The following is a 23,686-nucleotide window of genomic DNA, read 5'->3' as shown; positions in this document are numbered from 1 at the left end:
GGGGCGGGGTCCGACAGCCGGGCGGGTTCAGCGCGGGCCGGGGCGGAGGGAACCGCTCCGGGCCGTCCGCTCGTGGTGCGGGGGAGACCGGGGCCCGGGCGGAAGGCGGGGGCCGGGGGAACGCGTCCCCGCGGCTCCGGGCTCATCCGCGCCTCCCGACCAGGGGCGCGCAGGGCCGACGACACAGAAGGACGTGACGCATGACCAGCTCCGAGACCGGACCGCGCCTGGGCAGGCGGTCCCTGCTGGCCGGCGCGGCCGCCGGCTCCCTCGGCGTGGCGGCACTGGCCGCGACCGTCGCGCAGGCGGCACCCGAGGAGAACGCCGCCCAGGCCGGACCGGAACCGGCGGGCCCGTACCCGCCGAACCGGCCCGAGCTGGAGCCCTACGGCCTCGCCGAGACCGACAAGGACCTGTGGCCGCGCGAGGACAACTCCTTCCTGCTCCCGCTGGAGACGCGCGCGGGCGAGGAGGAGGCGGGCCGGGTCTGGATCCGGGACACCTACGTCAACTGCTTCCAGGTGGACGGCCGTCCGCTCTACGTGGCCACCGGCACCACCCGCGCGCCCGGCATGGACGGCCCCTCCCCCTGGAACGACGGGATCTACGTGTGGCTGGCCCGCTCCCTGCGCGGCCCGTGGAAGCTGGCCGACACCACCGGCCTCCGGCCGGACCAGCCGAAGGGCAAGGTGTGGTCGCCCGAGTTCGCCGACGAGAACCGGCCGGGGCGCACCGTCGTCGCGCCGTGGCAGGAGTACTGGCACGACGACGGGCGGTTCGGCAAGCGGGGCAACGTCTGGGCGCCGGAGCTGCACCACTTCCGCGGCAAGTGGTACCTCGTCGCGTGCATGGGCGACCACTCGAAGCTGGTCGGCTCGTTCATGCTGGTCAGCGACGGCGGCGTGGAGGGCCCGTACCGGGTCGTGCGGGGCAGTCTGGAGAAGCCGTTCGGCGAACCGGTGCCCGGCGGGCCCGAGTTCATCGAACCCGGCGCCTACCACCACATCGACGGCGGCCTCTACACCGAGGGCGAGGACGCCTGGCTGGTGCTGCACAACGACCTGTACTCGCGGTTCCGTGACGACATGGAGGACATCGTCACCACCACCGACCTGCCCCGCTTCGGGCAGACGCGCTACTCCCCCGAGCCGTACCTGGAGGGCGCGTACGTGTTCCGGCACGGCGGCAAGTACTTCCTCGTGCACGCCGCCTGGGACTGGTCCTCCACCAACCCCGACGGCAGCCGCCGGTACGCCTACGACAACCCGGGCGAGGGCCGCGAGCAGTACCAGTACGACGCCGTCGTCGCCGTCGCCGACCGCTTCGAGGGCCCGTACTCCAAGCGCTGGACGGCCGGTGTCGGCGCGGGGCACAACAACGTCTTCGAGGACCACGAGGGCGGCCTGTGGGCCACCTTCTTCCGCAACCCGGCGGGCGGCTACTGGTCCGACCCCGCCCGCTCCGGCGAGGCCGCCGTCCCCGGCGTCGTCCGCCTGGAGTGGACGGGCCCCGAGGGCAACCGGATCTACGTCAAGCGCCGCTAGCCCGGCGTCAGTTGGTGCGCGTACCGGCGGGGGTGCCCCCAGCGCCCCCGCCGTTGCGGCTCGCCGTCCGGGCGCGGCTAGGGTGATCACACAAGCCGTGGTCGGAGTGCGAGGAGCAGGAGGGCGAGTGGGGTCAGCGGAGCCCCCGGCCGTACGTGTGCCCGTGGGCCGGGACGCCGGGCGCTGGGTGAGCCGGAGGACGAGGCGACGGGTCCTGCTCGTGGTGCACAACGTCACCTCGGCCGGGCGGCTGCTGGACGTCCTGCCGCTCTTCCACGACGACTTCCGCGTGCAGCTGCTGGTGACGTCGACGGAGTCCTCCGCCTTCCAGGGCGGCGTCCGGGAGCTCTTCGCCGATCTCGGGCTCCCCGTCCTCCCCTGGCGGCAGGCCCTCGACACCCCCGTCGACCTCGCCGTCAGCGCCAGCTTCGGCGGCGAACTCCCCCTGTTGCAGGGCAAATTGGCCGTTCTGTCGCACGGGGTCGGATATACTAAGAAACTGGCCGCACCGGGAGCCGGGAGCCGGGAGCCGGGAGCCGGGAGCCGGGAGCCGGGAGCCGGGAGCCGGGAGCCGGGAGCCGGGAGCCGGGAGCCGACGTTCGGGCTGGCGCCCGACTGGCTGCTCGCGGACGGCAGGCCCTTCGTGGACGCCCTGGTGCTCTCCCACCCCGAACAGCTCGCGCGGCTCCGGCGGATCTGCCCCGAGGCGGCCGACGGCGCGGTGCTCGCGGGCGACCCCTGCTACGACCGCATGCTGGCGGCGCGTCCGCACCGGCGGCGGTTCCGCAGGGCGCTGGGCGTGCGGGAGGGGCAGCGGCTCGTCGTCCTCAACTCCACCTGGAACCCTGAGGGTCTCTTCGGCGACGGCGGCTCCGAGGACCTGCTGCCCGGCCTGCTCCCCCGCCTGGCCGCCGAACTCCCGGCGGACGACTACCGGCTGGCCGCCGTCCTGCACCCCAACATCTGGCACGGGCACGGCCCGGGCCAGCTGCGCGCCTGGCTGGACCGGGCCCGGCGCAACGGGCTGACCCTGATCGACCCGCTGCACTCCTGGCGGCAGGCCCTGCTGGCCGCCGACCTCGTGCTCGGGGACTTCGGCGCCGTCTCCTACTACGCGGCCGCGCTGGGCACCCCCGTCCTGCTCGGCGCCGCCGGTCAGGAGCGGCTGGACCCGGAGGCGCCGCTCGCCGAGTTCGTGCGGACCGCGCCCCGGCTCGACCCGCACGCGACGCTGCGCGGCCAGCTGGAGCGCACGCTGGCCGCGCACCGCCCGCTCGCCGGTCCCGCGCGGTTCACCAGTTCGGCGCCCGGCGAGTCGGCCGCCCTGCTGCGCCGCAGCCTCTACGCCCTGCTGGACCTGCCCGAACCCCCGTCCCCCGCGCTGCTGGAACCGCTCCCGCTGCCACCGTACGAGCCGCCCCGGCGCACGGCGCCGCTGCAGGTGCAGGCCCGGGTGCGGGGACGGCGGGTGCGCGTCGTGCGCTCGGCCGAACTCCCGTACCGGGCGGGCGTGGAGGCCCACCGTGCGGTGCACGAGGACACCCGCGACCCCGCCGACCTCACCCTGGCCGACGTGATCGTGCGCGAGGGGCGGCCCGACGACCCGCGGCTGGGCCCGCCGGCCGACTGGGCGGCCGAGGTGCTGCACCGGTTCCCGCAGTGCGCCCTCGCCGCCTACGTCACGGGGCCCGGCACCTGCACCGCGTACGCCCGGGGGCACGGCCTCTTCCGGCTCACCGCGGAACCGGAGGCGGACGCCGACCCGGCGGCGTACGCCTCGGCGCTGCACGCGTGGCTGGCCGGCGGCCGGGCCCCGGCGCCGGGCGGGACGACGCTGCGGGTGGAGGCCGCGGGGCGTACCCACCCGGTGACGGTGGAGGCGGCTACAGCGCCGCCTCGCAGCGGCGCCGCAGGTCCGTGAGGTACCGCAGGTGCGGCCGCGCGTCCTCGGGGAGCAGCCGGGCGGCGGCGGTGAGGTGGTCCAGCGCCTCGGTGTCGTCGCCCGCCGCGTGCGCCGTCTCGGCGAGGTCGGTGAGCGTACGGGCCAGGTTGTAGTGGTCGCCCTCCCGCTCGAAGCGGGTGCGCGCCTCCGTCAACCGGGCGCGGGACTCGGTGAGTTCGCCCCGTACCCACAGCGCGCGGCCGGTGTGCCGCTCCAGGAGGGCGAAGGCGCGCCACAGGTTCCCCTCCTCGCCCCCTTCGGCCTCGGCGCGCCGGTAGCACTCCCCGGCCTCGGCGAACCGCTCGGCGGCCTCGTCACCCTGCATCCGGTACAGGTGGAGCAGGCCGAGGTACTCGACGCAGGACGCCTCGCCGAGGAGGTGTCCGGCCTGCCGCTCGTGCGCGGCCGCCGTCCTGGCCTCGTCCTCCGCGTCCTCCCAGCGCCGCAACTGGCCGAGGCAGTGGGCGAGTTGGAAGTGCAGCCCGGCGGAGGCGGCGGACTCGGGGTGGTGCTCGTCGGCGCAGCGGGCGGCGGCCCGGAGCGCGGGCAGCGCCTCGGCCCAGTGGCCGGCCTTGAGGACGAGCGGCCAGAGCGCGCGGGCCAGCCGCAGGCAGAGTCCGGTGTGCTGGTACTCCTCGGCGAGCGGGACGGCGCGCAGCAGGTTCGTCCGCGCGGCCACCAGCGCCGCGAGCCCCTCGGCCTCGTCCGCGTACGGTGCGCCCTGCGCGGGTGCCGGGGCGACCCGCCAGCTCTGCGGCAGCGCCGCGTGCGCGGCGTGTTCCGCCTGCCGGGTCAGGCCCGTCAGCATCCGCCGCACGGCGGCCGAGCAGGCGGGGACACCGAGCTCGGGTCCTGCGGTGTCCGCGAGGTAGCGCCGCACCTCGGGGCGGAAGCGGTAGCGGCCGTCGCCGCGGGGCTGGAGGAGCTCCGCCGCGGCCGCCTCGTCGAGCATCCGGGCCGCGTCCTCGGGGGCCGACTCGGCCGCCCAGCCCGCGAGTTCGGCGGTCAGTACCGGCCAGTCGCCCAGCGCGGCCAGGCGGCAGAGCCGCACCGTCTCCGGCGGCAGTCCGGCGCAGATCGCGCGGGCGGCGCCGCGTACCGGGTCGGTGGACGGCTCCCCCTCCGGCGGTCCGGGCAGGGGTGCCGCGGGCGCTGTGGCCAGCCGGGCCGCCTCGGCCCGCAGCGCGTAGCCGTTCCCGGCGCAGCGCGCCAGCGAGGCGTCCAGCTCCGCCTTGGCGGGGGCTGCGCCCGAGGCGTTCCTGAGCAGCTGCCTGCCGTACCGGTCGGGCAGCGGCGGCACCTCGATGCGGCGCGCGTCCAGCGCGAAGGGCCGGCCCGCGGCGACGACCAGCAGGAAGAGTTCCGGGGTGTTGGGGACGAGGGGGCGCACCTGGGCGGCCGCGGCGGCGTGGTTGACCACGACGAGGGCGCGGCGGCCGTTCGTCAGGCGGCGGTAGAGGTCCCGGCACCCCGTCTCGGTCGCGGGGACGTCGTCCGGCTCGACGTTCATCTCGCGCAGCAGGTGCTGGAGCACCGTCACCGGTTCGACGGCCCCGTCTCCGGCGATGTCCCTGAGGTCGACGTAGAACTGTCCGTCCGGGTAGCGCACGGCGTACTCGGCGGCGAACTGGAGGGCCACGACGCTGCATCCGATGCCCGGCGGGCCCGAGAGCAGCGCCACCCGGGGGCGTCCGCGCGCCGGGCGGGTCGCCTCGCGCCGCAGTTCCCGCAGGACGCGCTGCCGGTCGGTGAAGTCGCGGGGCGGGGGCGGGACTCCGGCGCCCGGGGACAGGGTGTGCGCGGCGGGGAGGCTGTCCATCAGCAGCAGCCACTTCCGCGCGTCCCGACTGCCCGGCTCCAGCCGCGAGTTGATCTCGCGGGCGAGGAGCTGTGTCCCCTCCTCGGTGGCGGGGACGGGGACCGGCCGTCCCAGTGTCTGGCAGACCTGCGCCCAGGTCGACAGCAGTAACTGCTTCCCCATCTCGCCGGCGGCTCCGTTGCCCACCGCCGTGACGAACGCCGCGACCGCGCCCGCCGTCACCTCTTCGATCACGCCACCCCTCCCCTGGTCCGCTCCGTGCCGACTGTATCCGCGCCCCCGCCGGGGAACCACCCGGGGATGACCTTGAACGGGCGCGTGCCCGGCGCGGCGTTCAGGCGGAGCGGAAGCGTCCGGTCAGGCCGGGTGCGAGCCAGGGGCGGCGGCCGCGGGCGGTGATCCTGCCGGTGAGCGCGGCGCGCCACCGGCCGGTGCGGCCGTAGTTCAGGAGCAGGGCGGTGGCGGGGTCCGCGCTGAGGGTGACGTCGACGCGTCCCGGGGTGGCGGGGTCGACGGTCAGGCGGCCGTCGTCGAAGCGGTAGACGTACCGGGTCAGTCCGCGCAGCCGCAGTTCGTACACGGCGGTGTGGCCCGCCGCGCGGGCGGGGTCGACCCAGCCGGGCAGCACCTGGTGCAGGCCGGTCATGACGAGGGGGACGAGCTCGGGGGCGATCGGCCAGGGGCGGCCCAGCAGGGTGGCGACGTCGTGGCCGTGGATCACGAACTCGCCCAGCAGGGTGCCGAGTGCGCGGTCCGCGCGGACGCGCTGGTCGCCGTCGAAGAACATCAGCGGCGGCTCCTCGCCGAAGCCCTCGACGGTGCTCAGCAGGGCGTCCACGTCCCGTCGCAGGATGCGTGCCAGCCCGTCCGGGTCCCGGGTGGGCAGGGTGCGGACCTGTTCGGCGTTGAACGCGGGCAGGTCCGCGACGCGTGCCGGCCAGGTGCCCCTGCCGAGCGCGAGCTCGCGGTAGCGGCCCGGCTCCATGGCCACGTGGCCGAGGACGTCGGTGACCGACCAGTCCGGGGTGGCCGGCACCCGGGCCCCGGGGTCCGGTGCGGAGAGCAGCAGTTCGCTGAACCGGTCCGCGGCCCGGGAGACCGCGTCGGTCAGTGCCTGCCGCTCCTCGGTCCTGCCGCTGGCGTGTGCCGGCATCGTGCGCGCTCAACTCCCCGTGTCGGACGGTGGTTCGGCCTCCCGCGCGGCCACCCTTCTGGCCGGGTGCGCGGCTGTCAAGATCCGTGCGGGCACCGGCCCGTCCGGGCCCGACGGGCGTGGAGTTAGCCTGAGGTGTCTCATCGGTACCGCAGAACAGGTTGTCGCCCCCACGTGTCCTCGAACATGGCCCAGGCCCCCGTCCCCAAGGCAGAACTGCACCTCCACATCGAGGGCACGCTGGAGCCCGGGCTCGCCTTCGCGCTCGCCGCGCGCAACGGCGTCGAACTGCCCTACGCCTCCGAGGAGGAGCTGCGCCGCGCGTACTCCTTCACCGACCTGCAGTCCTTCCTCGACCTGTACTACGCGCTGCTCGCCGGGCTGCGCACCGAGGACGACTTCGCGGAGGTCGCGGACGCGTATCTGGCGCGCGCCGCGGAGCAGGGCGTGCGGCACGCGGAGATCTTCTTCGACCCGCAGGCGCACACCTCGCGCGGTGTCCCGATCGGCACCGTGATCGAGGGACTCGGCCGTGCCCTGGCGAAGTCCGAGGAGACGCACGGGGTCAGCACCCGGCTGATCATGTGCTTCCTGCGGGACGAGAGCGCCGAGTCGGCGCTCGCCACCTTCGAGGCCGCGCGCCCGTACCTGGACCGCATCACGGCCGTGGGGCTGGACTCCGCCGAGGTGGGGCACCCGCCGTCGAAGTTCACCGAGGTCTTCGCGCTGGCGCGGGAGGCCGGGCTCAAGTGCGTGGCACACGCGGGCGAGGAGGGCCCGCCCGCGTACGTCTGGGAGGCGCTGGACCTGCTCGGCGTGGACCGGGTCGACCACGGGGTGCGCTGCATGGAGGACCGGGAGCTGGTGGACCGGCTGGTGGCGGACCAAGTGCCGCTCACCGTCTGCCCGTTGTCGAACCTCCAGCTCAAGGTCGTCGACGACCTGGCGGACCACCCGCTGCCCGCCATGCTCGACGCGGGCCTGCTCGTCAGCCTCCACTCCGACGACCCGGCCTACTTCGGCGGCTACGCGCACGACAACTTCACCGCCGTGCGGGACGCGCTGGGCCTCGACGAGGAGACCCTGCGCACCCTGGCCCGCAACTCCTTCCGGTCCGCTTTCCTCGACGAGGAGACCCGCGCGGCCTACCTGCGGGAAGTCGACAGCCACTGAGCAACGGCGCCTGCCCCGCACGCCCCGGTGCGGGGCAGGCGCCCTCCGGACGGCCCCGGCTCAGAAGGTCACGTTGTCGTTGACGGAGCCCAGGCCCGTGCCGGACATGCGGCGGTGCAGGGCGAGCGCCTGGTCCTCGGTGAGCGAGGCGACGTGGTCGGCAGCGGCGCGCAACCCGTCGCCGTGCAAGGCCAGTTCCTCGGCCCGCTCGGTCGGCAGCAGTTCCGGCGACTCGTAGGTCCAGCGCAGCAGTTCGCTGACGATGCGCCGCTTTCCGTGCTGCTGGGTGGCGAGCGCGGGACGGTCGATGACGTAGCACCAGACCAGTTCCTTCAGCAGGTCGCAGGCCGCGCGGCGCTCCCGGGGGATCTCCAGCCGGGCGCCGTAGCGGATCGCCGCCTCCCCGCCGACCTGGAGGCGGATGTCGCGGGTGAAGTAGGCGATCAGGTTGGCGGTGCGGAGGTTGACCGCGACGGCGTCCTCGTGGTGTCCGGTGTAGGGCCCGGGCAGCGCCATCGTCTTGCCGATCTCGGCGAGCAGCGCCTGTGCGGCGCCCCGGTCGAAGGGGCGGCCCTCGCGGGCGTGCTTGCGCTCCACGTACCCGAGGAAGCGGGCCGTCTCGCGTTCGGTCTCGGCGCCGGCCGCGCCCTCGGGCGGGAAGAGGGCCTGGAGCGGGATGAGTCCGGTGCGGTAGAAGTCCTCCACGTCGTGGCAGGCGTAGGTGACGTCGTCCGCCCAGTCCATGACCTGTTCCTCGACCGGTACGGCGTCGTCGGAGCGGCCGTCGCGCAGCCAGGCGAACGCCTCCCGGTCGGCGACGTAGACGCCCCACTTGCTGTGCCGGGCCGCGTCCCGTTCGCGGGGGGCGCGTTCCCAGGGGTACTTGACCGAGGCGTCGAGGCAGGCGCGGGTGAGGTGCAGGCCCCGGTGTCCGGCGTACTTGTGGGCGGCGAGGAAGGTGAGGACGCGGAGGGTCTGCGCGTTGCCCTCGAAGCTGTCCGGGGCGGTGTCGCCCGGGCGCAGCTCGTCCATGGTGCGGCGCAGGGCCGACTCGCCGGCGTGCCCGAAGGGCGGGTGGCCGATGTCGTGCGCCATGCAGGCCGCTTCGACGAGGGCCGGGTTCGGGCCGCCGTAGCGCCGCTCCAGCCGCTCGGCCATGCGCCGCCCGAGCTGGGCGACCTTCATCGAGTGGGTCAGCCGGGTGTGGTACGCGCCGAGTTCGCCGCTGGCCACCACCTGGCTCTTGCCCGCGAGGGCGCGCCACTGGGTCGAGTAGAGGATGCGATCCACGTCGTGCTCGAAACCGGACCGCTGACCGTCGTCGGAGACCCGGCGTCGCAGGGAGTGCTGTTCGAGATCTTCGGGAGAGTAGTTCGTCGGCCGCATCGCCCGGATTCTACGCGCGTTGCACGCGGGGAGGCGAGTGCTTTGCCCGCGCCGGGGCCGGAGTTGGGCGGAGGCGCGGCTCAGTCCATGCCCTCCAGCAGCGGGAGCCGTACCCGGAAGGTGCACCCCTCGCCCGGGGCCGAGTCGACCTCGACGTCGCCGCCGTGCGCGGTGACGAGGGAGTGGACGATCGACAGGCCCAGGCCCGCGCCGCCGCCGGTGGCGCGGGTGCGGGAGGCGTCGGCGCGGTAGAACCGCTCGAAGACCCGCTGCCGCTGCTCCGGCGCCAGCCCGGGCCCCCGGTCGGCCACCTCCAGCACCGCGAGCCCGTCCTTGACTCCGACGCCGATCCGGACCGGGGTGCCGGCCGGCGAGTGGGTGACGGCGTTGCCGACGAGATTGGTGACGACCTGCCGCAGGCGCGCCTCGTCGGCCAGGGTCTGCGCGGTGGCGGGCCTGCCGCCGTCCGGTCCGGTGAGCGTGACCTCGCGGGTCGCGTCCAGGGCGCGGACGTCGTGCATCGCGTCGGCGGCCAGGGTGCGCAGGTCCATGGGGGCGCGGTCGAGCGGGAAGGCGGGGGCGGGGCCTGTCCCGGCGGAGGGGCCCCGGGCGGCCTCGTCGAGGCGGGCGAGCAGGAGCATGTCGCCGACCAGCCGGGTCAGGCGCTCGGACTCCTCGCCGATCCGCGTCATGAGGTGCTCGGTCTCCTCCGGGGTGCGGGAGGCGCCCATCCGGTACAGGTCCGTGTAGCCCTTGATCCCGACCAGCGGGGTGCGCAGTTCGTGGCTGGCGTCGGCGAAGAAGCGCCGCATCCGTGACTCCGCCTCGGCGCGGGCGTGGAAGGCGGTGTCGATCTGGCCGAGCATCCGGTTCAGGCAGACGGTGAGCCGTCCGACCTCGGTCCGGGTGCCGGACGTCTCCGGGATGCGGTGCGAGAAGTCGCCCCGGGTGATGGCCTCGGCGGTCTCCTCGATCCGGGTCAGCGGCCGCAGCCCCGAGCGGACGGCGAACCAGCCGACCAGGGCGAGCACCACGAGCAGCACCCCGCCGGAGGTGAGCGCGACGGTCCGGGTCTTCCGGACGGTGCGGTCCACCTCGTCCAGCGAGGTGGCGACGATGACGCTGCCCCGGTCGGCCGCGGGGTCGGCGGACTTGAGGACCTGGTCGGGGCGGGTGAGCGCGACGACCCGCCAGGAGTGCTCGCCGTCCCGGGACGGAACGGTGAACGGGCTCCCGCCCCGGTCCAGCACGGCAGCGCGGTCGAGCTCCGGCAGCCGCGGCCCGCCGCCCGGGGCCGCGGTGGTCGAGTCGAAGGTGCTGCGGGAGTTCCCCCGGTCGTCCACGTACGCGACGGTGGTGTCCTCGAAGGAGCTCAACAGGCGGACGTTCTGCGGGACGTTGGGGCCGGGCGGCGGGGTGACCCGGGCGGCGAGCTGCGCGGTGGTGTCCACCCGGGAGTCGACGCGGTCCTGGAGGTAGGCGTCGAGCGCGGTGCTGACGACGGCGCCCACGGCCAGCAGCGCCGTCGCGACCAGCGCGACGGCCAGGCACAGCAGCCGGGTGCGCAGCGACATCCGGGCGAGGGCGCCCCGCAGGTTCGCGGCCCGGCGCCGCAGCCCGCCGCGTGCCGTCATGTCCGGGGCTCGCGCAGGACGTAGCCGATGCCGTGCACGGTGTGCAGCAGCTTGGGCTCCACGCGGTCGACCTTGCGGCGCAGATAGCTGATGTAGGTGTCGACGATGCTGGGGTCGCCGTCGAAGTCGTAGCGCCAGACGTTCTCCAGGATCTGCGCCTTGGACATGGTCAGTTCGGCGTTGGCCATCAGGAAGTGCAGCAGCCGGAACTCGGTGGGCGACAGCCGCACCGGCTGCCCGGCGCGGGTCACCAGATGTCCCTCCGGGTCCAGTTCGAGAGCGCCGACGACCAGGGCGGTGGACGGCTCGCCCATGGTGCGGCGCAGCACCGCGTGGATACGGGCGATGAGTTCCTCCAGGTCGAAGGGTTTGGTGATGTAGTCGTCGCCGCCCAGGGTGAGGCCGGTGATCCGGTCCTCCTTGGTCTCGCGGGCGGTGACGAACAGGACGGGGACGTCGCCGCCGGACCGGCCGCCGGTTCTGCGGGGCTGGGCGCGCAGCTGCCGGATCACCTCGAAGCCGTCGATGTCCGGCAGCATCACGTCCAGCAGCACCAGGTCCGGCGGGCGGCGGGCCGCCATCGCCAGGGCCTGCGCGCCGTCCGCGGCGACGTCGACGTCGAAGCCCGCGTAGCGCAGGGCCGCCGGGAGCAGGTCGCGGACCGTCGGCTCGTCGTCGACGACGAGCAGGTGCCCCTTGGGCGAGGCGCCTCGGCGCGGCGTGCGGGCTGCTGTCATGGGATCTTCCGTCTCGTCGTGCCGGGTGGTGGTGGGGTGTACCGGGGGCCGGCCGGTCCGCGACGGTGCGCCGTCACCGGCCGGCCCCGGCCAGGGGTCAGGTACCGGTACCGGTCATGCGTGCGGGTTCCGGGGTCTTCCCTCCCGAAGGTGAGGAAACCGTACGCACCTGTGGGCGGCCGGCGGTGCGGTCCTCGCCGGGGCGTGGGCCGGGTTTCCGGCGGGCGGTCCGCAGGGCGTGCAGGCGGCTTCCCGCGTAGGCGGCCAGGCCGGCGAGGACGGAGCCGGTGAGTGCCGAGAGCCCGACGGAACCGTCGAGTCCGGCGTCCATGCCGCCCATCTCGTTGCCCATGACGGTGATGCCGATCCCCACGGACATCCGCGCGAGCAGGCAGAGCACCAGGACGCCGGGACCGACGAGCGCCCCCGCGCGCACCGCGGTCTCCAGGTGCCGGCCGAGCACCGCGCGGGACTCCTCGCGGGCGGTGCGCGCCGGGGTACGGGCGGCCGCGCGGTAGCCCGCGTACACCAGGAGCGCCGTCAGCAGAGTCAGGCCGGCCGGCCACAGCGGGAGGCCCGCGACGGTCTGGGCGCCGAGGTCGATCCGCCGGTCCCCTCCCCCGGCGCCGGAACCTCCGGCTCCGCCGCCCATGCCGCCCAGGAGGCCGCCGCCCTCGGGCTGCCGCCGTTCCGTCCCGGCCTGCCAGGACGCGCCGAGGCCGGAGGTGAACACGGAGGTGATCAGGTTCGGGGCGGCGAGGAGCAGCGCCCCCGCGGCCTTGGCCGCCTGCTCGCGCCCGGTCGCCGCCGCCGCGCCCGCGAGGAGCGCGAGGAAGAGGGCGGCGGTGCACACGGCGGTGAAGATCCCGGTGAGGGTGGAGGCGACCGGGTGCCAGGCGAGGCGGAGCCGGCTGAGTTCCAGCGTCCGGGGCAGCGAGGTGCGGCGCGCGGCCACCAGGCCGCCGCAGAGCACCAGCGCGACGCCGAGCACCGCGAGGAACCCGGTCAGCGCGACATGGGTGGTGAAGTCGACGGAGGGCGCGCCGCCGCCGGTCAGCTTGCCGAGCCCGCCGCCGGGGCCGCCGCCCTTGCCGAGCTTCTCCGTGACGCCGTCCGGGAGTTCAAGCGTGCCGCTGCCCCGGGAGACGAGGAGGGGGACGAGGACGGCGGCGGCGCCGAGCGCCCCGCCCGCGCGCGCGGCCAGCAGCCCGGGCGCGGGGCGCGCCCTGCGGCGCAGCGGCCGGAAGAAGCACCAGCCCAGGACGGCGGTGCCGAGGAAGGTGAGCATCAGCGGCAGGGCGGACACCTGGCCGGAGACGCCGAGGCTGAGCCCGCCGCCGCCACCTCCGCCGAGCATGCCGGGCATGCCGCCGTCCCCTTCCCCGCTGCCCTGGGGCGTGAGGTCGGAGGCCAGGTCGAGCTGCCCGCCGAAGGCGAGGCCGGTCACCGCGGGCCCGAGCCGGGTCAGGGGTGCGACGCCGTCGGCGCCGAGCGCCTTGAGCGCCAGGCACGCGGCGCCCGTCATGGCCGCGAGCGCGAGGAGGACGGCGAGCGCCCCTTCGAGTACGTGACGGGGCGTGCCGCCGCAGGGCCGGAGGGGCCCGGCCGCCGCCTTGCCCCGGCCGGTGCAGGACGCCGGTGCGGCGGCCCCCGTCCCGGCCGGCTTCGTCGTGGTGGTGCCCATGTGTCAGCGCACCTCGTGCAGTTCGGGGGCGGGGCCTGCGTCGGCCTGCTCCGGGCCGGTGCCGGCCCGTTCCGGCTCGTGCGGGTCGTGCGCGTCGTGCACCCGGAGGCTCTCGCCCTCGACGTCGACGTGCGGGACCCAGCGGTCGAGCCACCGGGGCAGGCGCCAGGCGCGGTGGCCGAGCAGGGTGAGCACCGCGGGCACCAGGGTCATGCGGACGACGAAGGCGTCGAAGAGGACGGCGATCGCCAGGCCGAACCCGATGGTCTTGACCATCTGTTCGCTCGATCCCATGAACCCGGCGAACACCGCGATCATGATCACCGCGGCGGCCGTGACGACCCGGGCGCTGTGCTCGAAGCCGCCGATCACGGCACGCACGGGCTGCCGGTCCACGACGTACGCCTCCCGCATCCGGGTCACCAGGAAGACCTCGTAGTCCATGGCCAGTCCGAACACGACGCCGACCATGAAGATCGGCATGATCGACATCACCGGTCCCGGCTCCGTGACCCCGAACAGCGAGCTCAGCCAGCCCCATTGGAAGACCGCGACGACCGCGCCGAGCCCGGCGGCGATGGAGAGCAGGAAGCCGAGCGCCGCCTTGAGCGGCACCAGGAGCGAGCGGAACACGGCGATCAGCAGCAGGAAGGCGAGGCCGACGACGAGTGCGATGTACGGCACCAGCGCGTCGGCGAGCTTCTCCGAGACGTCGATGTTCATCGCGGTGGTGCCCGCGATCAGCACCTGTGCCCCGTCGCCCTCGATCTCGGGGGCGCGCAGGTCGTGGACCAGGTCGGCGGTCTCCGGGGTGCCGGGTGCCGAGGTGGGGACGACGGTGAGGACGGCGGTGTCCTTGCCCTCGTTGAAGCGCGGCGGGGTGATGGTGGCGACGCCGTCGGTGTCCTTGATCCGGGAGACGACGTCCCGGGTGGCGGCCTGCGCGTCGCCGCCGTCGTCGGCCGTGACGACGGTGGTGAGGGGGCCGTTGAAGCCGGGGCCGAAGCCGTCGGCGAGCAGGTCGTACGCCTGGCGCTGGGTGGTGGACGCGGGCTTGGACTCGTCGCCGGGCAGGCCGAGTTCGAGGGAGCCGGCCGGTACCGCGACGGCGATCAGGGCCGAGGCCCCGAGCAGCAGCACCGCGACCGGCCTCCGGGTGACGAACCGTGCCCAGCGCACTCCGAGCTTCGGCCGCGCGGCCTTCCCGGACTCCGGTGCTGCGGCCTCCCGCCGGCGGCGGGGGCCGGTCGGCTTGACGCGCTTGCCCGCGATGCCGAGCAGGGCCGGGATCAGCGTGACGGCGATCAGTACCGCGAGCCCGACGGTGCCGGCCGCGGCGAGCCCCATCTGCGTGAGGACGGGGATGCCGACGACGGACAGGCCCGCGAGCGCGATCACCACGGTCAGTCCGGCGAAGACGACGGCGGAGCCCGCCGTGCCCACCCCGTGCGCGGCGGCCTCCTCGCGGCTCCTGCCGCGGGCCAGTTCGTCCCGGTAGCGGGAGACGACGAACAACGCGTAGTCGATGCCGACGGCCAGGCCGAGCATGGTGGCCAGGACGGAGGTCGTCCCGCCCAGGCCGAGCGGGGCCGCCAGCACCTTGATGGCGCAGGTGCCGATGCCGACCCCCAACAGGGCCGTGAGCAGCGGGAGTCCGGCGGCTATCAGGGCGCCGAAGGTGAGGACGAGCACCACGGCCGCCACCGCGAGGCCGACCGCCTCCGAGGAGTGGCCGCCCATCGCGTCGGAGACGGCGTTGCCGCCCGCCTCGACGGTGAGCTCCGGGGAGTGCGCGTCCCCGACGGTGTCCGTCAGCTCCTCGCGGGAGGCGTCGGTCAGCTCGGCGACCGGCACGCTGTACGACACCTGCGCGTAGGCGGTGCTGCCGTCCTTGCTGACGGTGCCGGTCTCGAACGGGTTGGTGACCGCGCTCACCTGTGATCCCGCGCCGAGCGCGCGGACGGTGTCCTCGACGGCGCGCCGGGTGTCGGGCGCCGTCACCTTGCCGTCCCCGGCCTTGAAGACGACGCGGGCCGAGGCGCCGTCCGCGTTCATCCCGGGGAACCGTTCGTCCAGCAGGTCGTAGGCGCGCTGGGCCTCGGTGCCGGGCAGCGAGAAGTCGTTGGGCGGCGCGGCGTCGGCGCGGGAGGCCAGAACGCCGGTCAGGACGAGCAGTCCGGCCCACAGGACGGTGACCCACCACCTCCAGCGGTAGGAGAACTTGCCGGTTTTGTAGAGGAAAGCAGCCACCAAGGGCCCCCAGTCATGTTGCTGATCAACAGAACGGGGGCAAGAGTGGCACCTTTGCTTGACCGCTTCCGGAGTGACTTCTGGGAGTTTCCTGAGAACCGTTCCGGACGCGTTTCCCGGGGAGGGGAATCCCCCGGAATTCCCCTCCCCGGGATTCTCGCCGCCGGATTCACCGTCCGCCGGATTCTCCGGACGCGGCATTCGCCCCCGGGTTTCTACGCCGAAGGGTGCCGCGCCAGTGCCTCGGCGGCCGCCGAGCGGTAGAGGTTCGTCGCCATCAGGCCGGTCTCCCGGGTGCCGCGCTCGGTGTAGAGGGCGGCCACGCCCGCGGCGACGACGGCGTCGTCGGGGGCCGCCTCCAGCGCGTAGTCGGCGAGGTGGCAGGCCAGCGCCAGGTCGCGGGGCGCGAGTTCGACGGCGCGGGCGAGGAGCGCGCCGGCGCCGCCGCTGAGCGCCGCCAGCTCCCCCGCCACGTCCGCGCGCGGGGCCGGCTTGAGTTCGCTGGGGCGTCCGCTCCACCATCCGCCGTAGTAGCGGATGACGTTGCGGACGATGAACTCGGCCTCGTCGTAGACGGGTTGGAGCCAGGGCGCGTCGGACTCCGGCAGCTTCACCCGGCGTACGACGTCCACGTGCGGTGGCGAGCCATCCTCCAGGACGGCTAGGGTGCGTTCGACCACGTCCTCCAGGAAGCTGGCCGTGTCCAGCAGGATGCGCCGGACCAGCCGTTCGTCGTCCACCACCGGGCCGCCGTGCCCGGGGCACAGCGAGGCCGCGCCGGTCCGGGCCATGGCCCGCAGGCCGGCGGCCCAGTCCCATGGGTAGCGCTGCGCCTTCTGCGGGTTGCCCGCGTTGGGCACGCCCCAGATGATCAGGTCGCCGGTGCACAGCACCCGGCGCTCGGGGCAGAAGACCCAGGTGTGGTCGTCGGTCTCGCCACGGCAGGCGTGCAGCTCGAACGCGGTGCCGCCGACGTCGAGTTCGAGGGATTCCCGGTAGTAGCGGGTGGGCTCGTGCGCGGGGAATCCGAAGCGCAGTTCCGGGCCCTCGAAGGTCGGGTCGTCGCTGCGGCCGCCGAACTGGCGGCTGTTGATCACCGCGTTGTGCCGGGGGCTGCGCGCGTACCGGGCGAACCGCTCCGCCATCCGTTCCTGTGCGACGACGTGCGGTGCGGTCTGTCCCTCGGCGAGGAAGGCGTCGAGCCCGAAGGCGTGGTCGATGTGGCCGTGCGTGTAGACGGCGGTGTGCACCGGGAGGCCGGTGCGGGAGCGGACGTGCCCGGCCATCTCGCCCGCGAACAGGCGGGTGCCGGAGTCGACGAGCACCAGTCCGTCCCGGGTGGCGAAGGCCGTGACGCCGGAGCCCAGCGAGGTGAACCAGGTGTCCCGGGCGACCTCGACGGGCCCGCCCGTCCAGAAGAACGCGGCGTCCTGCGGGTCGCGTTGACCCTCCGAGAGCCACTGGCCTGCGGGGTTCTCATCCATGCGGGGGCATCCTCTGCTGGGTTCATGGGGTACGGGGCGGTCCCGCCGCCCCGTGGCGGTTGCGGTGCCAGGACGGGCCGCCGAGGGCGACCACGGCTGCGAGGGCCGCCGCGGTGATGAGGGAGGCGCCGGCGGTCAGCGGTTCGAGCAGCAGCTCGACGGCGACGGCGCCGAGGACGAGCAGCACCTTGGCGAGCACCAGTTGCCGCAGCGGCAGGTGCCGGGCCGCCGGGCGGCGCAGCCGGCGGCGGACGAGGTGCAGCACGGGCGGGACCACCACCACGATCACGCACAGCCGCAGCGCGTGCTCCCACAGCGGCATGTCCCGCCCGTACGCCCAGGCCCCGCCGATGGCGAGCCCGGCGACGACGTACGCGATCCGCAGCGTCATCCGGCGTCCTTCCTTCCGTCGGGGTCTCCGCGCCCTGCACTCAGGGCGCGGAGGTGTCGGCGGTGAGCAGGCCGGTGACGGCGTCGATCAGCGCCGCGACGTACGTCTCGGCGTCCGGCTCGCCGGCGGCGGGCTGTCCGGCGCCCTCCAGGTCGGCGAGGGCCGAGATGATCAGCTGGCCCGCCCAGCGGATGCGGGGGCGGAGCCGGGGCTCTGTCAGGTACGGGAGCCGGCCGGTGACCAGGTGTCCGACGTTCACCGCCTCCTCCAGGCCGCCCACGCCGGGGAGCGCGGTGACGTCCCGTCCGACGTGTTCGAGCACGCGGTCCAGGAAGCGGACGTAGGTACTGCCCGGCACGGTGGCCTGTTCGGCGAGCGGGCGGACCAGGATGGCGACGAGGACCTTCGGGTCGTCGAGCCGCTCGTCCTCACCGGCGGACCTCAACAGCTCCCCGCGCCGGGCGTCCAGCACGCCGAGGCGGTGCTCGAAGATGGCCCGGATCAGGGTCTCCTTGTCCCCGAAATGGTATTTCGCCGCGGCCGTATTCCGCTGCCGGGCCTCGGAGCTGACCTGCCGCAGCGAGGTCGCGTCGATTCCCTGCGTCGCGAACAGACGCTCCGCGGCGAGAAGGATCTGCAATCGGGTCGAAGATTCCACGGTCCTGCCTCTGCTGTTCCGTACGCGGTGCCGTGCACCGCCTCTCCCTGCCCATCGATTAAACCGCGTGGTTTAATCCGCGTCAATGTTCCTTCCCACGCCTTCACGGTGAGGAGATCCCCATGCCCGAAACACCCGGCGGACCCGTCAGGACGGAAGAGCGGGACGCGCCCGCTGACCGGCAACTGGGCCCCGGCGCCCAGGCGTTGATGCGGCAGAACTTCGGCAACATCGGCAACGCACAGTTCCGGCACGTCGCGGCCCGCGAGATCGGCGCACCGCACCCGCCCGAGGTGACCGAGGTCGCCGCCCGGACGTTCATGATCCGGCCCGGGATGGCGAACGTCGCCCTGTTCGAGACGGACGAGGGCCTGCTCCTCGTCGACGCCGGCTGCGCGGGCGACGGCCCGGCGCTGCTGCGCGCCGTGCGCGGGATCAGCCGGCAGCCCCTGCACACCGTCGTGTTCACGCACGGGCACGTCGACCACGCCTTCGGTCTGTGGGCCTTCCTCGAAGCGGGCGAGCGGCCCCGCGTCGTCGGCCACGAGAACCTGCTCGCCCACTACGCCCGCTACGCCAGGACCCCGGGCCTGAACGCCGCGGTCAACGGGCAGCTCCCCGGCGCCAACGGCCGCAGCTGGCCCAGCGCGCCGGAGGACTTCACCGTCCCGGACGTCACCTTCCGCGACAGTCTCGAACTGCGCCTCGGCGGCGAACGGTTCGTCGTACGCCACGCCAAGGGCGAGACGGACGACGCCGCGTGGGTGTGGGCACCGGAGCGGCGGGTGATCGCGGCGGGCGACCTCGTCGTCGGCTACCTGCCCAACGCCGGTAACCCGCGCAAGGTCCAGCGGTACGCGGAGGAGTGGGCGGAGGCGGCCGAGGAGATGGCGTCACTCGGCGCCGAGTGCGTGATCACCGGGCACGGCGACTGCGTGCACGGCGCGGAGCCGGTCCGCGAGGAACTGCTGACGATGGCCGAGTACCTCCGGTACCTGGTACGGCACACGCTCGACGGCCTCAACTCCGGCCTGCGCCCGGACGAGATCGTGGACGCGCTGGAGGTGCCCGGGCACCTCGCCGCGCACCCGCGTCTCCAGCCGCACTACGACCGGCCCGAGTTCATCTGCCGCAACGTGATCCGGCGCTACGGCGGCTGGTGGGACGGTCACGCCGCGAACCTGCTGCCCGCGCCGGCCGGGGAGCGCGCCCGGGAGGTGGCCCGGCTGGCGGGCGGCGTCGGGGCGCTGGCGGCGCGGGCGCGTGAACTCGCCGGAAGCGACCTGCGGTTGGCCTGCCATCTGGCGGAGTGGGCGTTCCTCGCCGAGCCGGACTCGCCCACCGCGCAGGACTGCTACGTGGAGGTCTTCGACCTGCGCCGCGCGGCCGAGGGCTCGCTGATGGGCAAGCTCGCCTTCTCCGAACCGCACCGCAGGGTGGCCGAGGAGCGGGCGAAGGCGGACGGCTGAGAACGCCCGCGTGGAGCACGGCCCGACGGCCGGTTCTCCACGCGGGCCGCACCGTCCCCGGGTGCCAGGCCGGGACGTCAACCCCCCTGCGGGAGCGTCCCGTTCGGGACCGTGGCGAGGCGTGCGGCGTCCCGTTCCGGGCGGATGCAGGCCACGGCGAGCAGGCCGGTGAGGAGCATGACCAGGGCGGTGATGAGGAAGGAGAGCCGGTAGCCGTCGGCCGTCGTCCCCGCCGCGTCGATGAGGTGGCCCGTGAGGGTGGGCCCGACGAGTCCGGGGAGGGTGCCGGTGGCGGCGACGATGCCGAAGACCGCGCCGCGCTGCGCGGTGGGCACGACCTCGGCGACGGTCATGTAGTGCAGCGGCACGGCGACGGCGCCGGTGCCGAAGGCCAGCCCGATCAGCAGCAGCCGGGGCACCGTCCCCTCGACGAAGGGGAAGGCGGCCATGGCGCAGCCCGCGGCGCAGACCACGAACCCCTGCGTGGCGCCGCTGGACCAACGGCTGCTGACGCCACGAGACTTGAGCAGGTCCATCAGCGGCGAGACCGTCAGCAGCAGCACGAGGCTGAAGCCGGCGACCGCGCTGATGGTGCTCGCCGCGGCGCCCGGCGTCATGCCGAGTTCGGTCCTGAGGTAGGACGGCACCCACGCGTGGCTGAGGGACAGTGCCCAGGAGGCGCCGAAGGCGCTGGCGATGCTGCCCAGGACGGTGCCGTTCAGCAGCAGCCTGCGGTAGGGCAGCCGCGCGGCGGGCCGGCCGCTCCCCCGCCGCGCCTCCGCACGCGCGGCGCGGTCGTCGTCGAAGGGCCCGTCGTACCCGATGCGCCACCAGACCAGCGCCCAGGCCGTGCTGACGACGGCGAGCGCGACGTACGCGGAGCGCCAGCCGTGTTCCGTGATCAGCCAGGTGAGGACGGGGGCCGAGACCAGGGTGCCCAGGGCGGCGCCGCTGATCTGGAGCGCGGAGGGCAGCCCGCGCCGGTGCGGCGGGAACCACTTGTACAGGGCGTGCATGGACATCGAGGCGGCCGGCCCCTCGGCGGCCCCGAGCAGGACCCGGCCCGCGATCAGGGTGGGCACGGACGCCACGACGAGCACCGGCAGTTGGGCGAGCGCCCAGGTCAGCGTCATCACGAGGAGCAGGACGCGGCTGGTGACGCGGGAGGAGAGGAAGCCGACGAGGAGCCCGGAGAGGCTGAAGAGCAGGGAGAAGGAGCTGGAGACGAGCCCGTAGGTGCCGTGGCTGATGTTCAGCTCGTCCATGATCGGGACGGCGGCGAGGCCGAGGACGGCCTTGTCGGCGAAGTTGACGACCATGAACACGACGATCATGGCGGTGATGAGCCAGGCCCGTACCCGGTCGTACTCCGGTGGGGCGTCCCGCTCCTCGGCGGGGAGCGGGGCGGGCGGTGCGGAGGGCTGGGAGGCCATGGGTGAGTGACTCCTGCGGGTAGGGCCTGGCTCCGTGACGCGGACCGGCTAGACGAGGGCCTTGGCGATGGCGTTCTTGTGGATCTCGGTGGTGCCGGTGACGATCCGGAACATGCGCAGGGTGCGGAAGATCCGCTCGACCTCGTGGCCCTGGGTCAGCCCCGCCTTGCCGTGCAGCTGTACGGCCTCGTCGGCGACGCGGAAGCAGCTCTCGGAGGTGAAGAGCTTGCACATGTTGGCCTCGACGGCGATGTTCTCGCCCCGGTCGGCCCGCGCCGCGGTGGCCTGCACCATGGAGCGGGCCGCGTACAACTCGGTGGCCATGTCGGCGAGTTTGTGCTGCACCGACTGGAGGGCGAGCAGCGGCCGGCCGAAGGCGACGCGGCTCTTGGACCAGGCGACGGACAGGTCCCAGGAGCGTCGCGCGGCGCCGATCAGGGAGGGGCAGTGCAGCAGCCGGTTGAGGGTGATCCGGCCGATGCCGATGCGCAGGCCCTGGCCGGCCTCGCCGAGCAGATTCGCGGCCGGGATCCGGCAGTTCTCGAAGACCAGATCGCCCTCCATCCGCTGCCCGGACATGGGCACTTCGCCCTCCAGGACGCGGCATCCGGGGGTGTCGAGGTCGACGAGGAACGCGCTGTACGCCTCCTCCTCCCCGCCGTCCGTGCCCGTACCGGCCATGCGCGCGACGACGATCGCGAAGTCGGCGAAGGGCGCGGCGGAGGAGAAGACCTTGTGCCCGTCGAGGACGTAGCTGTCGCCGTCCCGGGTGGCGGTGGTGCGCATCCGCCGGACGTCGGAGCCCGCGTCCTGTTCGGTGATCGAGAAGCAGCAGGCGAGTTCCCCGCGTACGACGGGCATCAGGTAGCGCTCCAATTGGTACGCGGTGGCGTACTTGACGACCGCGCCGACGCGCAGCGGGCCGCCCATGTCGCCCAGTACCGAGTGGGACAGCGCTGCGCCGGAGGCGGTGAGTTCCTCCTTCAGGGCGCACAGTTCGGTGAAGTTCAGTCCCTGTCCGCCGAGTTCGGGCGGCAGGCTGATGCCGTAGAAGCCGAGTTCGGCGCTGCGCTTCCAGACGTGCTCCAGCGTGGGCCGGTCGAGCGCGCTCTCGGCGGTGATGCCGTGCTCCTGTTCGTAGGGCAGCAGCTCGTCGGTGAGGTAGGTGCGCAGCCGGCCGACGAGTTCCTGGAGGCGGGGGTTGTCGTCGTAGGAGGGTTCGAGGGTGTAGGGCATGGTCGGGGTTCCTGTTTCCTGTGGGTGTGGTGTGCGCGCGGGTCAGTGGACGCGGCGCTCGGCGCCGGCCCAGTACGGCTCGCGGAGGGCGCGGCGGTCGATCTTGCCGTTGGGGTTGTGCGGGAGCGCGTCGGTGAACTCGACGGAGCGGGGCTTCTTCATCCGGGCGAGCCGTTCGGCACAGAAGGCGGTCAGCCCGGGCGCGTCCAGCGCGGCGCCCTCGCGGGGGACGACGACGGCGTGCACGGCCTCGCCCCAGCGCTCGTCGGGGACGCCGACGACGGCGGCCTCGTACACCCCGGGGTGCTGGTGCAGTACGGACTCGACCTCGACGGCGTAGATGTTGAACCCGCCGGAGATGATCATGTCCTTCTTGCGGTCGACGATGAACACGTAGCCGTCGGAGCGGCGACGGGCCAGGTCTCCGGTGCGGAACCAGCCGTCGTGGAAGGACTCGGCCGTGAGCGCGGGCGCGTCGTGGTAGCCGGGGACGACGTCGGGGCCGCGGACGGCGATCTCGCCGATCTCGCCGTCCGGGACGGGTGTGCCGCCGTCGTCGACGATCCGCACCTCGGCCTCGGCGAGCGGGCGGCCGCAGGAGAGCAGCAGTTCCTCGTCCCCGTTCTCGATGGCCCGCCGGTGGTCCTCGGTGGTGAGGAAGAGCACGCCCGAGGTGGTCTCGCCGCAGCCGAAGCCCTGGGAGAGCACCGGGCCGAACAGGTCCCAGGCGGCGCGGATGCGGGCCGGGGACATGGGCGCGGCCCCGTAGGTGAGCTGGCGCAGGCTGCTCAGGTCATACTCCCGTGCCGTGGGCAGTGCCAGGACGGTGTTGACCATCGTCGGGACGACGAACGCGTGGGTGGCGCGCTCGCGTTGGACGGTCGCGAGGAACTCGGCGGCGTCCCAGCGCGGGAGGACGACGGCGCAGCCGCCCGCGAAGAAGATGCCCATCAGCGGCATGCCGGAGGCGTGCGTGACGGGGCCCGCGAGGATCTGCCGGTCGCCGGGGCCGACCCGGGTGGCGGCGCTCATCACGGTCTTGCGCAGCAGCGCCGTCCGGTTGCCGTAGGTCTGCACCGCCGCCTTGAGCCTGCCGGTGGAGCCGGAGGTGAAGTGCAGTACGGCGATGTCGGACTCGGCGCAGTCGGCCGCCACGGGTTCGGGCTCGGTGGCGGCGAGGGTCTCCCGGTAGCCGGGGCCGAGGTCGCTCGGGCCGTCGTAGCCGAGGACCGTCCGCACGCCGGTGCCGGGTATGGCGTCGCGGACGGCGTCGAGGTGGGCCGCGTCGGCGAGCAGGACCCTGGCGTCCGACTCGGTGAGCAGCTGCCGGACCTCCGCGGTGCCGAGCCGCGCGTTGATCGGGGCGCGGGCCAGCCCGGCCTTGTAGAGGGCGACTTCGGTGACGACCAGTTCGGCGCGGTTGGCGGCGAGGGTGGCGACGCGGTCGCCCCGGTCCAGGCCCAGGCGGCGCAGGGCGACGGCGAGGCGGTCGCTGTGGTCGTCGAGTTCCGCGTAGGTGAGCCGGACGGGTCCGCAGACCACGGCCTCGGCATCGGGTTGGTGGCCTGCTGTCCGGCGCACGTACCGCCCGAGATTCATCACAACTCCCGTTCCCTGAGGGGTGGTTCCCTGCTCAACAGTTACTGAACAATGTGTTCAGTACCAAGCATGATGTCCGGCAACGTAAAGGCAG

The 23,686-nt window shown here is 74.1% G+C and carries 17 protein-coding genes; 4 read left to right on the top strand and 13 right to left on the bottom strand.

Features of this window, described 5'->3' with window-relative positions; translation table 11 throughout:
* The first annotated feature begins 200 nt into the window (after positions 1–200).
* Positions 201–1,544, top strand: coding sequence for a family 43 glycosylhydrolase (locus HCC30_RS13595; RefSeq protein WP_169442755.1), 1,344 nt, complete (start codon positions 201–203; stop codon positions 1,542–1,544).
* Positions 1,545–1,671: 127 nt separating this feature from the next.
* Complete coding sequence (locus HCC30_RS13590; protein ID WP_346776619.1) at positions 1,672–3,465, top strand: hypothetical protein; 1,794 nt, start codon at positions 1,672–1,674, stop codon at positions 3,463–3,465.
* On the opposite strand, the gene HCC30_RS29160 is transcribed toward HCC30_RS13590, so the two are convergent.
* Together HCC30_RS29160 and HCC30_RS13580 are read right to left on the bottom strand one after the other, a co-directional pair.
* Complete coding sequence (locus HCC30_RS29160) at positions 3,428–5,539, bottom strand: tetratricopeptide repeat protein (protein ID WP_169442754.1); 2,112 nt, start codon at positions 5,537–5,539, stop codon at positions 3,428–3,430. The genes HCC30_RS13590 and HCC30_RS29160 overlap by 38 nt on opposite strands.
* Before the next feature lie 100 nt (positions 5,540–5,639).
* Entirely contained in the window at positions 5,640–6,458 is an 819-nt protein-coding gene (locus HCC30_RS13580) for a maleylpyruvate isomerase family mycothiol-dependent enzyme (RefSeq protein WP_169442753.1), read from the bottom strand.
* Positions 6,459–6,644: 186 nt separating this feature from the next.
* On the opposite strand from HCC30_RS13580, the gene HCC30_RS13575 reads away from it, so the two are divergent.
* Positions 6,645–7,631 (top strand): adenosine deaminase, encoded by a 987-nt coding sequence (locus HCC30_RS13575; protein ID WP_169442882.1) that lies wholly within the window; start codon positions 6,645–6,647, stop codon positions 7,629–7,631.
* A gap of 60 nt (positions 7,632–7,691) precedes the next feature.
* On the opposite strand, the gene dgt is transcribed toward HCC30_RS13575, so the two are convergent.
* The 8 genes from dgt to HCC30_RS13535 form a co-directional block, all read right to left on the bottom strand.
* Complete coding sequence (dgt, locus tag HCC30_RS13570; protein ID WP_169442752.1) at positions 7,692–9,017, bottom strand: dGTP triphosphohydrolase; 1,326 nt, start codon at positions 9,015–9,017, stop codon at positions 7,692–7,694.
* A gap of 80 nt (positions 9,018–9,097) precedes the next feature.
* Positions 9,098–10,651, bottom strand: a complete 1,554-nt coding sequence (locus HCC30_RS13565) for a HAMP domain-containing sensor histidine kinase (protein WP_240979551.1) — start codon at positions 10,649–10,651, stop codon at positions 9,098–9,100.
* Positions 10,648–11,388, bottom strand: coding sequence for a response regulator transcription factor (locus HCC30_RS13560; protein ID WP_169442751.1), 741 nt, complete (start codon positions 11,386–11,388; stop codon positions 10,648–10,650). Before HCC30_RS13560 ends, HCC30_RS13565 begins: the two co-directional genes overlap by 4 nt.
* Before the next feature lie 97 nt (positions 11,389–11,485).
* On the bottom strand, positions 11,486–13,072 hold the full coding sequence (locus HCC30_RS13555) for a streptophobe family protein (protein ID WP_169442750.1): 1,587 nt from the start codon (positions 13,070–13,072) through the stop codon (positions 11,486–11,488).
* Between the two features lie 3 nt (positions 13,073–13,075).
* Positions 13,076–15,322 (bottom strand): MMPL family transporter, encoded by a 2,247-nt coding sequence (locus tag HCC30_RS13550; protein WP_169442749.1) that lies wholly within the window; start codon positions 15,320–15,322, stop codon positions 13,076–13,078.
* 215 nt (positions 15,323–15,537) lie between these two features.
* Positions 15,538–16,806: an alkyl sulfatase dimerization domain-containing protein gene (locus HCC30_RS13545; RefSeq protein ID WP_169442748.1), complete on the bottom strand. Its 1,269-nt coding sequence runs from the start codon at positions 16,804–16,806 to the stop codon at positions 15,538–15,540.
* Between the two features lie 22 nt (positions 16,807–16,828).
* The gene (locus HCC30_RS13540; protein WP_169442747.1) at positions 16,829–17,197 is read right to left on the bottom strand and encodes a hypothetical protein; all 369 of its coding nucleotides are present in this window, start codon (positions 17,195–17,197) and stop codon (positions 16,829–16,831) included.
* A gap of 40 nt (positions 17,198–17,237) precedes the next feature.
* The gene (locus tag HCC30_RS13535) at positions 17,238–17,855 is read right to left on the bottom strand and encodes a helix-turn-helix domain-containing protein (RefSeq protein WP_169442746.1); all 618 of its coding nucleotides are present in this window, start codon (positions 17,853–17,855) and stop codon (positions 17,238–17,240) included.
* A gap of 122 nt (positions 17,856–17,977) precedes the next feature.
* On the opposite strand from HCC30_RS13535, the gene HCC30_RS13530 reads away from it, so the two are divergent.
* On the top strand, positions 17,978–19,324 hold the full coding sequence (locus tag HCC30_RS13530) for an alkyl sulfatase dimerization domain-containing protein (protein ID WP_169442745.1): 1,347 nt from the start codon (positions 17,978–17,980) through the stop codon (positions 19,322–19,324).
* A gap of 77 nt (positions 19,325–19,401) precedes the next feature.
* Here HCC30_RS13530 and HCC30_RS13525 read toward each other — a convergent pair whose 3' ends face one another.
* The 3 genes from HCC30_RS13525 to HCC30_RS13515 are packed head-to-tail and all read right to left on the bottom strand — an operon-like array spanning position 19,402 to position 23,592.
* The gene (locus HCC30_RS13525; RefSeq protein ID WP_169442744.1) at positions 19,402–20,757 is read right to left on the bottom strand and encodes an MFS transporter; all 1,356 of its coding nucleotides are present in this window, start codon (positions 20,755–20,757) and stop codon (positions 19,402–19,404) included.
* Positions 20,758–20,805: 48 nt separating this feature from the next.
* Positions 20,806–21,993 (bottom strand): acyl-CoA dehydrogenase family protein, encoded by a 1,188-nt coding sequence (locus HCC30_RS13520; RefSeq protein WP_169442743.1) that lies wholly within the window; start codon positions 21,991–21,993, stop codon positions 20,806–20,808.
* Between the two features lie 42 nt (positions 21,994–22,035).
* Positions 22,036–23,592 carry a long-chain fatty acid--CoA ligase gene (locus HCC30_RS13515; RefSeq protein WP_169442742.1) on the bottom strand — a complete coding sequence of 519 codons (1,557 nt, stop codon included), beginning with the start codon at positions 23,590–23,592 and terminating at the stop codon, positions 22,036–22,038.
* Positions 23,593–23,686 lie beyond the last annotated feature (94 nt).

Source organism: Streptomyces sp. HNM0574 (assembly GCF_012726235.1).
In the GTDB taxonomy this organism is placed as follows: Bacteria; Actinomycetota; Actinomycetes; order Streptomycetales; family Streptomycetaceae; genus Streptomyces.
The sequence above is the reverse complement of the archived record's forward strand: the minus strand, read 5'-3'. Positions and strand labels throughout refer to the sequence as shown.

Excerpts from the sequence above, each read along its gene's own strand:
- HCC30_RS13595 (WP_169442755.1), top strand. The coding sequence starts at position 201 with ATGACCAGCTCCGAGACCGGACCGCGCCTGGGCAGGCGGTCCCTGCTG.
- HCC30_RS13580 (WP_169442753.1), bottom strand. The coding sequence starts at position 6,458 with ATGCCGGCACACGCCAGCGGCAGGACCGAGGAGCGGCAGGCACTGACC.
- HCC30_RS13575 (WP_169442882.1), top strand. The coding sequence starts at position 6,645 with ATGGCCCAGGCCCCCGTCCCCAAGGCAGAACTGCACCTCCACATCGAG.
- dgt (WP_169442752.1), bottom strand. The coding sequence starts at position 9,017 with ATGCGGCCGACGAACTACTCTCCCGAAGATCTCGAACAGCACTCCCTG.
- HCC30_RS13565 (WP_240979551.1), bottom strand. The coding sequence starts at position 10,651 with ATGACGGCACGCGGCGGGCTGCGGCGCCGGGCCGCGAACCTGCGGGGC.
- HCC30_RS13560 (WP_169442751.1), bottom strand. The coding sequence starts at position 11,388 with ATGACAGCAGCCCGCACGCCGCGCCGAGGCGCCTCGCCCAAGGGGCAC.
- HCC30_RS13555 (WP_169442750.1), bottom strand. The coding sequence starts at position 13,072 with ATGGGCACCACCACGACGAAGCCGGCCGGGACGGGGGCCGCCGCACCG.
- HCC30_RS13545 (WP_169442748.1), bottom strand. The coding sequence starts at position 16,806 with ATGGATGAGAACCCCGCAGGCCAGTGGCTCTCGGAGGGTCAACGCGAC.
- HCC30_RS13540 (WP_169442747.1), bottom strand. The coding sequence starts at position 17,197 with ATGACGCTGCGGATCGCGTACGTCGTCGCCGGGCTCGCCATCGGCGGG.
- HCC30_RS13530 (WP_169442745.1), top strand. The coding sequence starts at position 17,978 with ATGCCCGAAACACCCGGCGGACCCGTCAGGACGGAAGAGCGGGACGCG.
- HCC30_RS13525 (WP_169442744.1), bottom strand. The coding sequence starts at position 20,757 with ATGGCCTCCCAGCCCTCCGCACCGCCCGCCCCGCTCCCCGCCGAGGAG.
- HCC30_RS13520 (WP_169442743.1), bottom strand. The coding sequence starts at position 21,993 with ATGCCCTACACCCTCGAACCCTCCTACGACGACAACCCCCGCCTCCAG.
- HCC30_RS13515 (WP_169442742.1), bottom strand. The coding sequence starts at position 23,592 with ATGAATCTCGGGCGGTACGTGCGCCGGACAGCAGGCCACCAACCCGAT.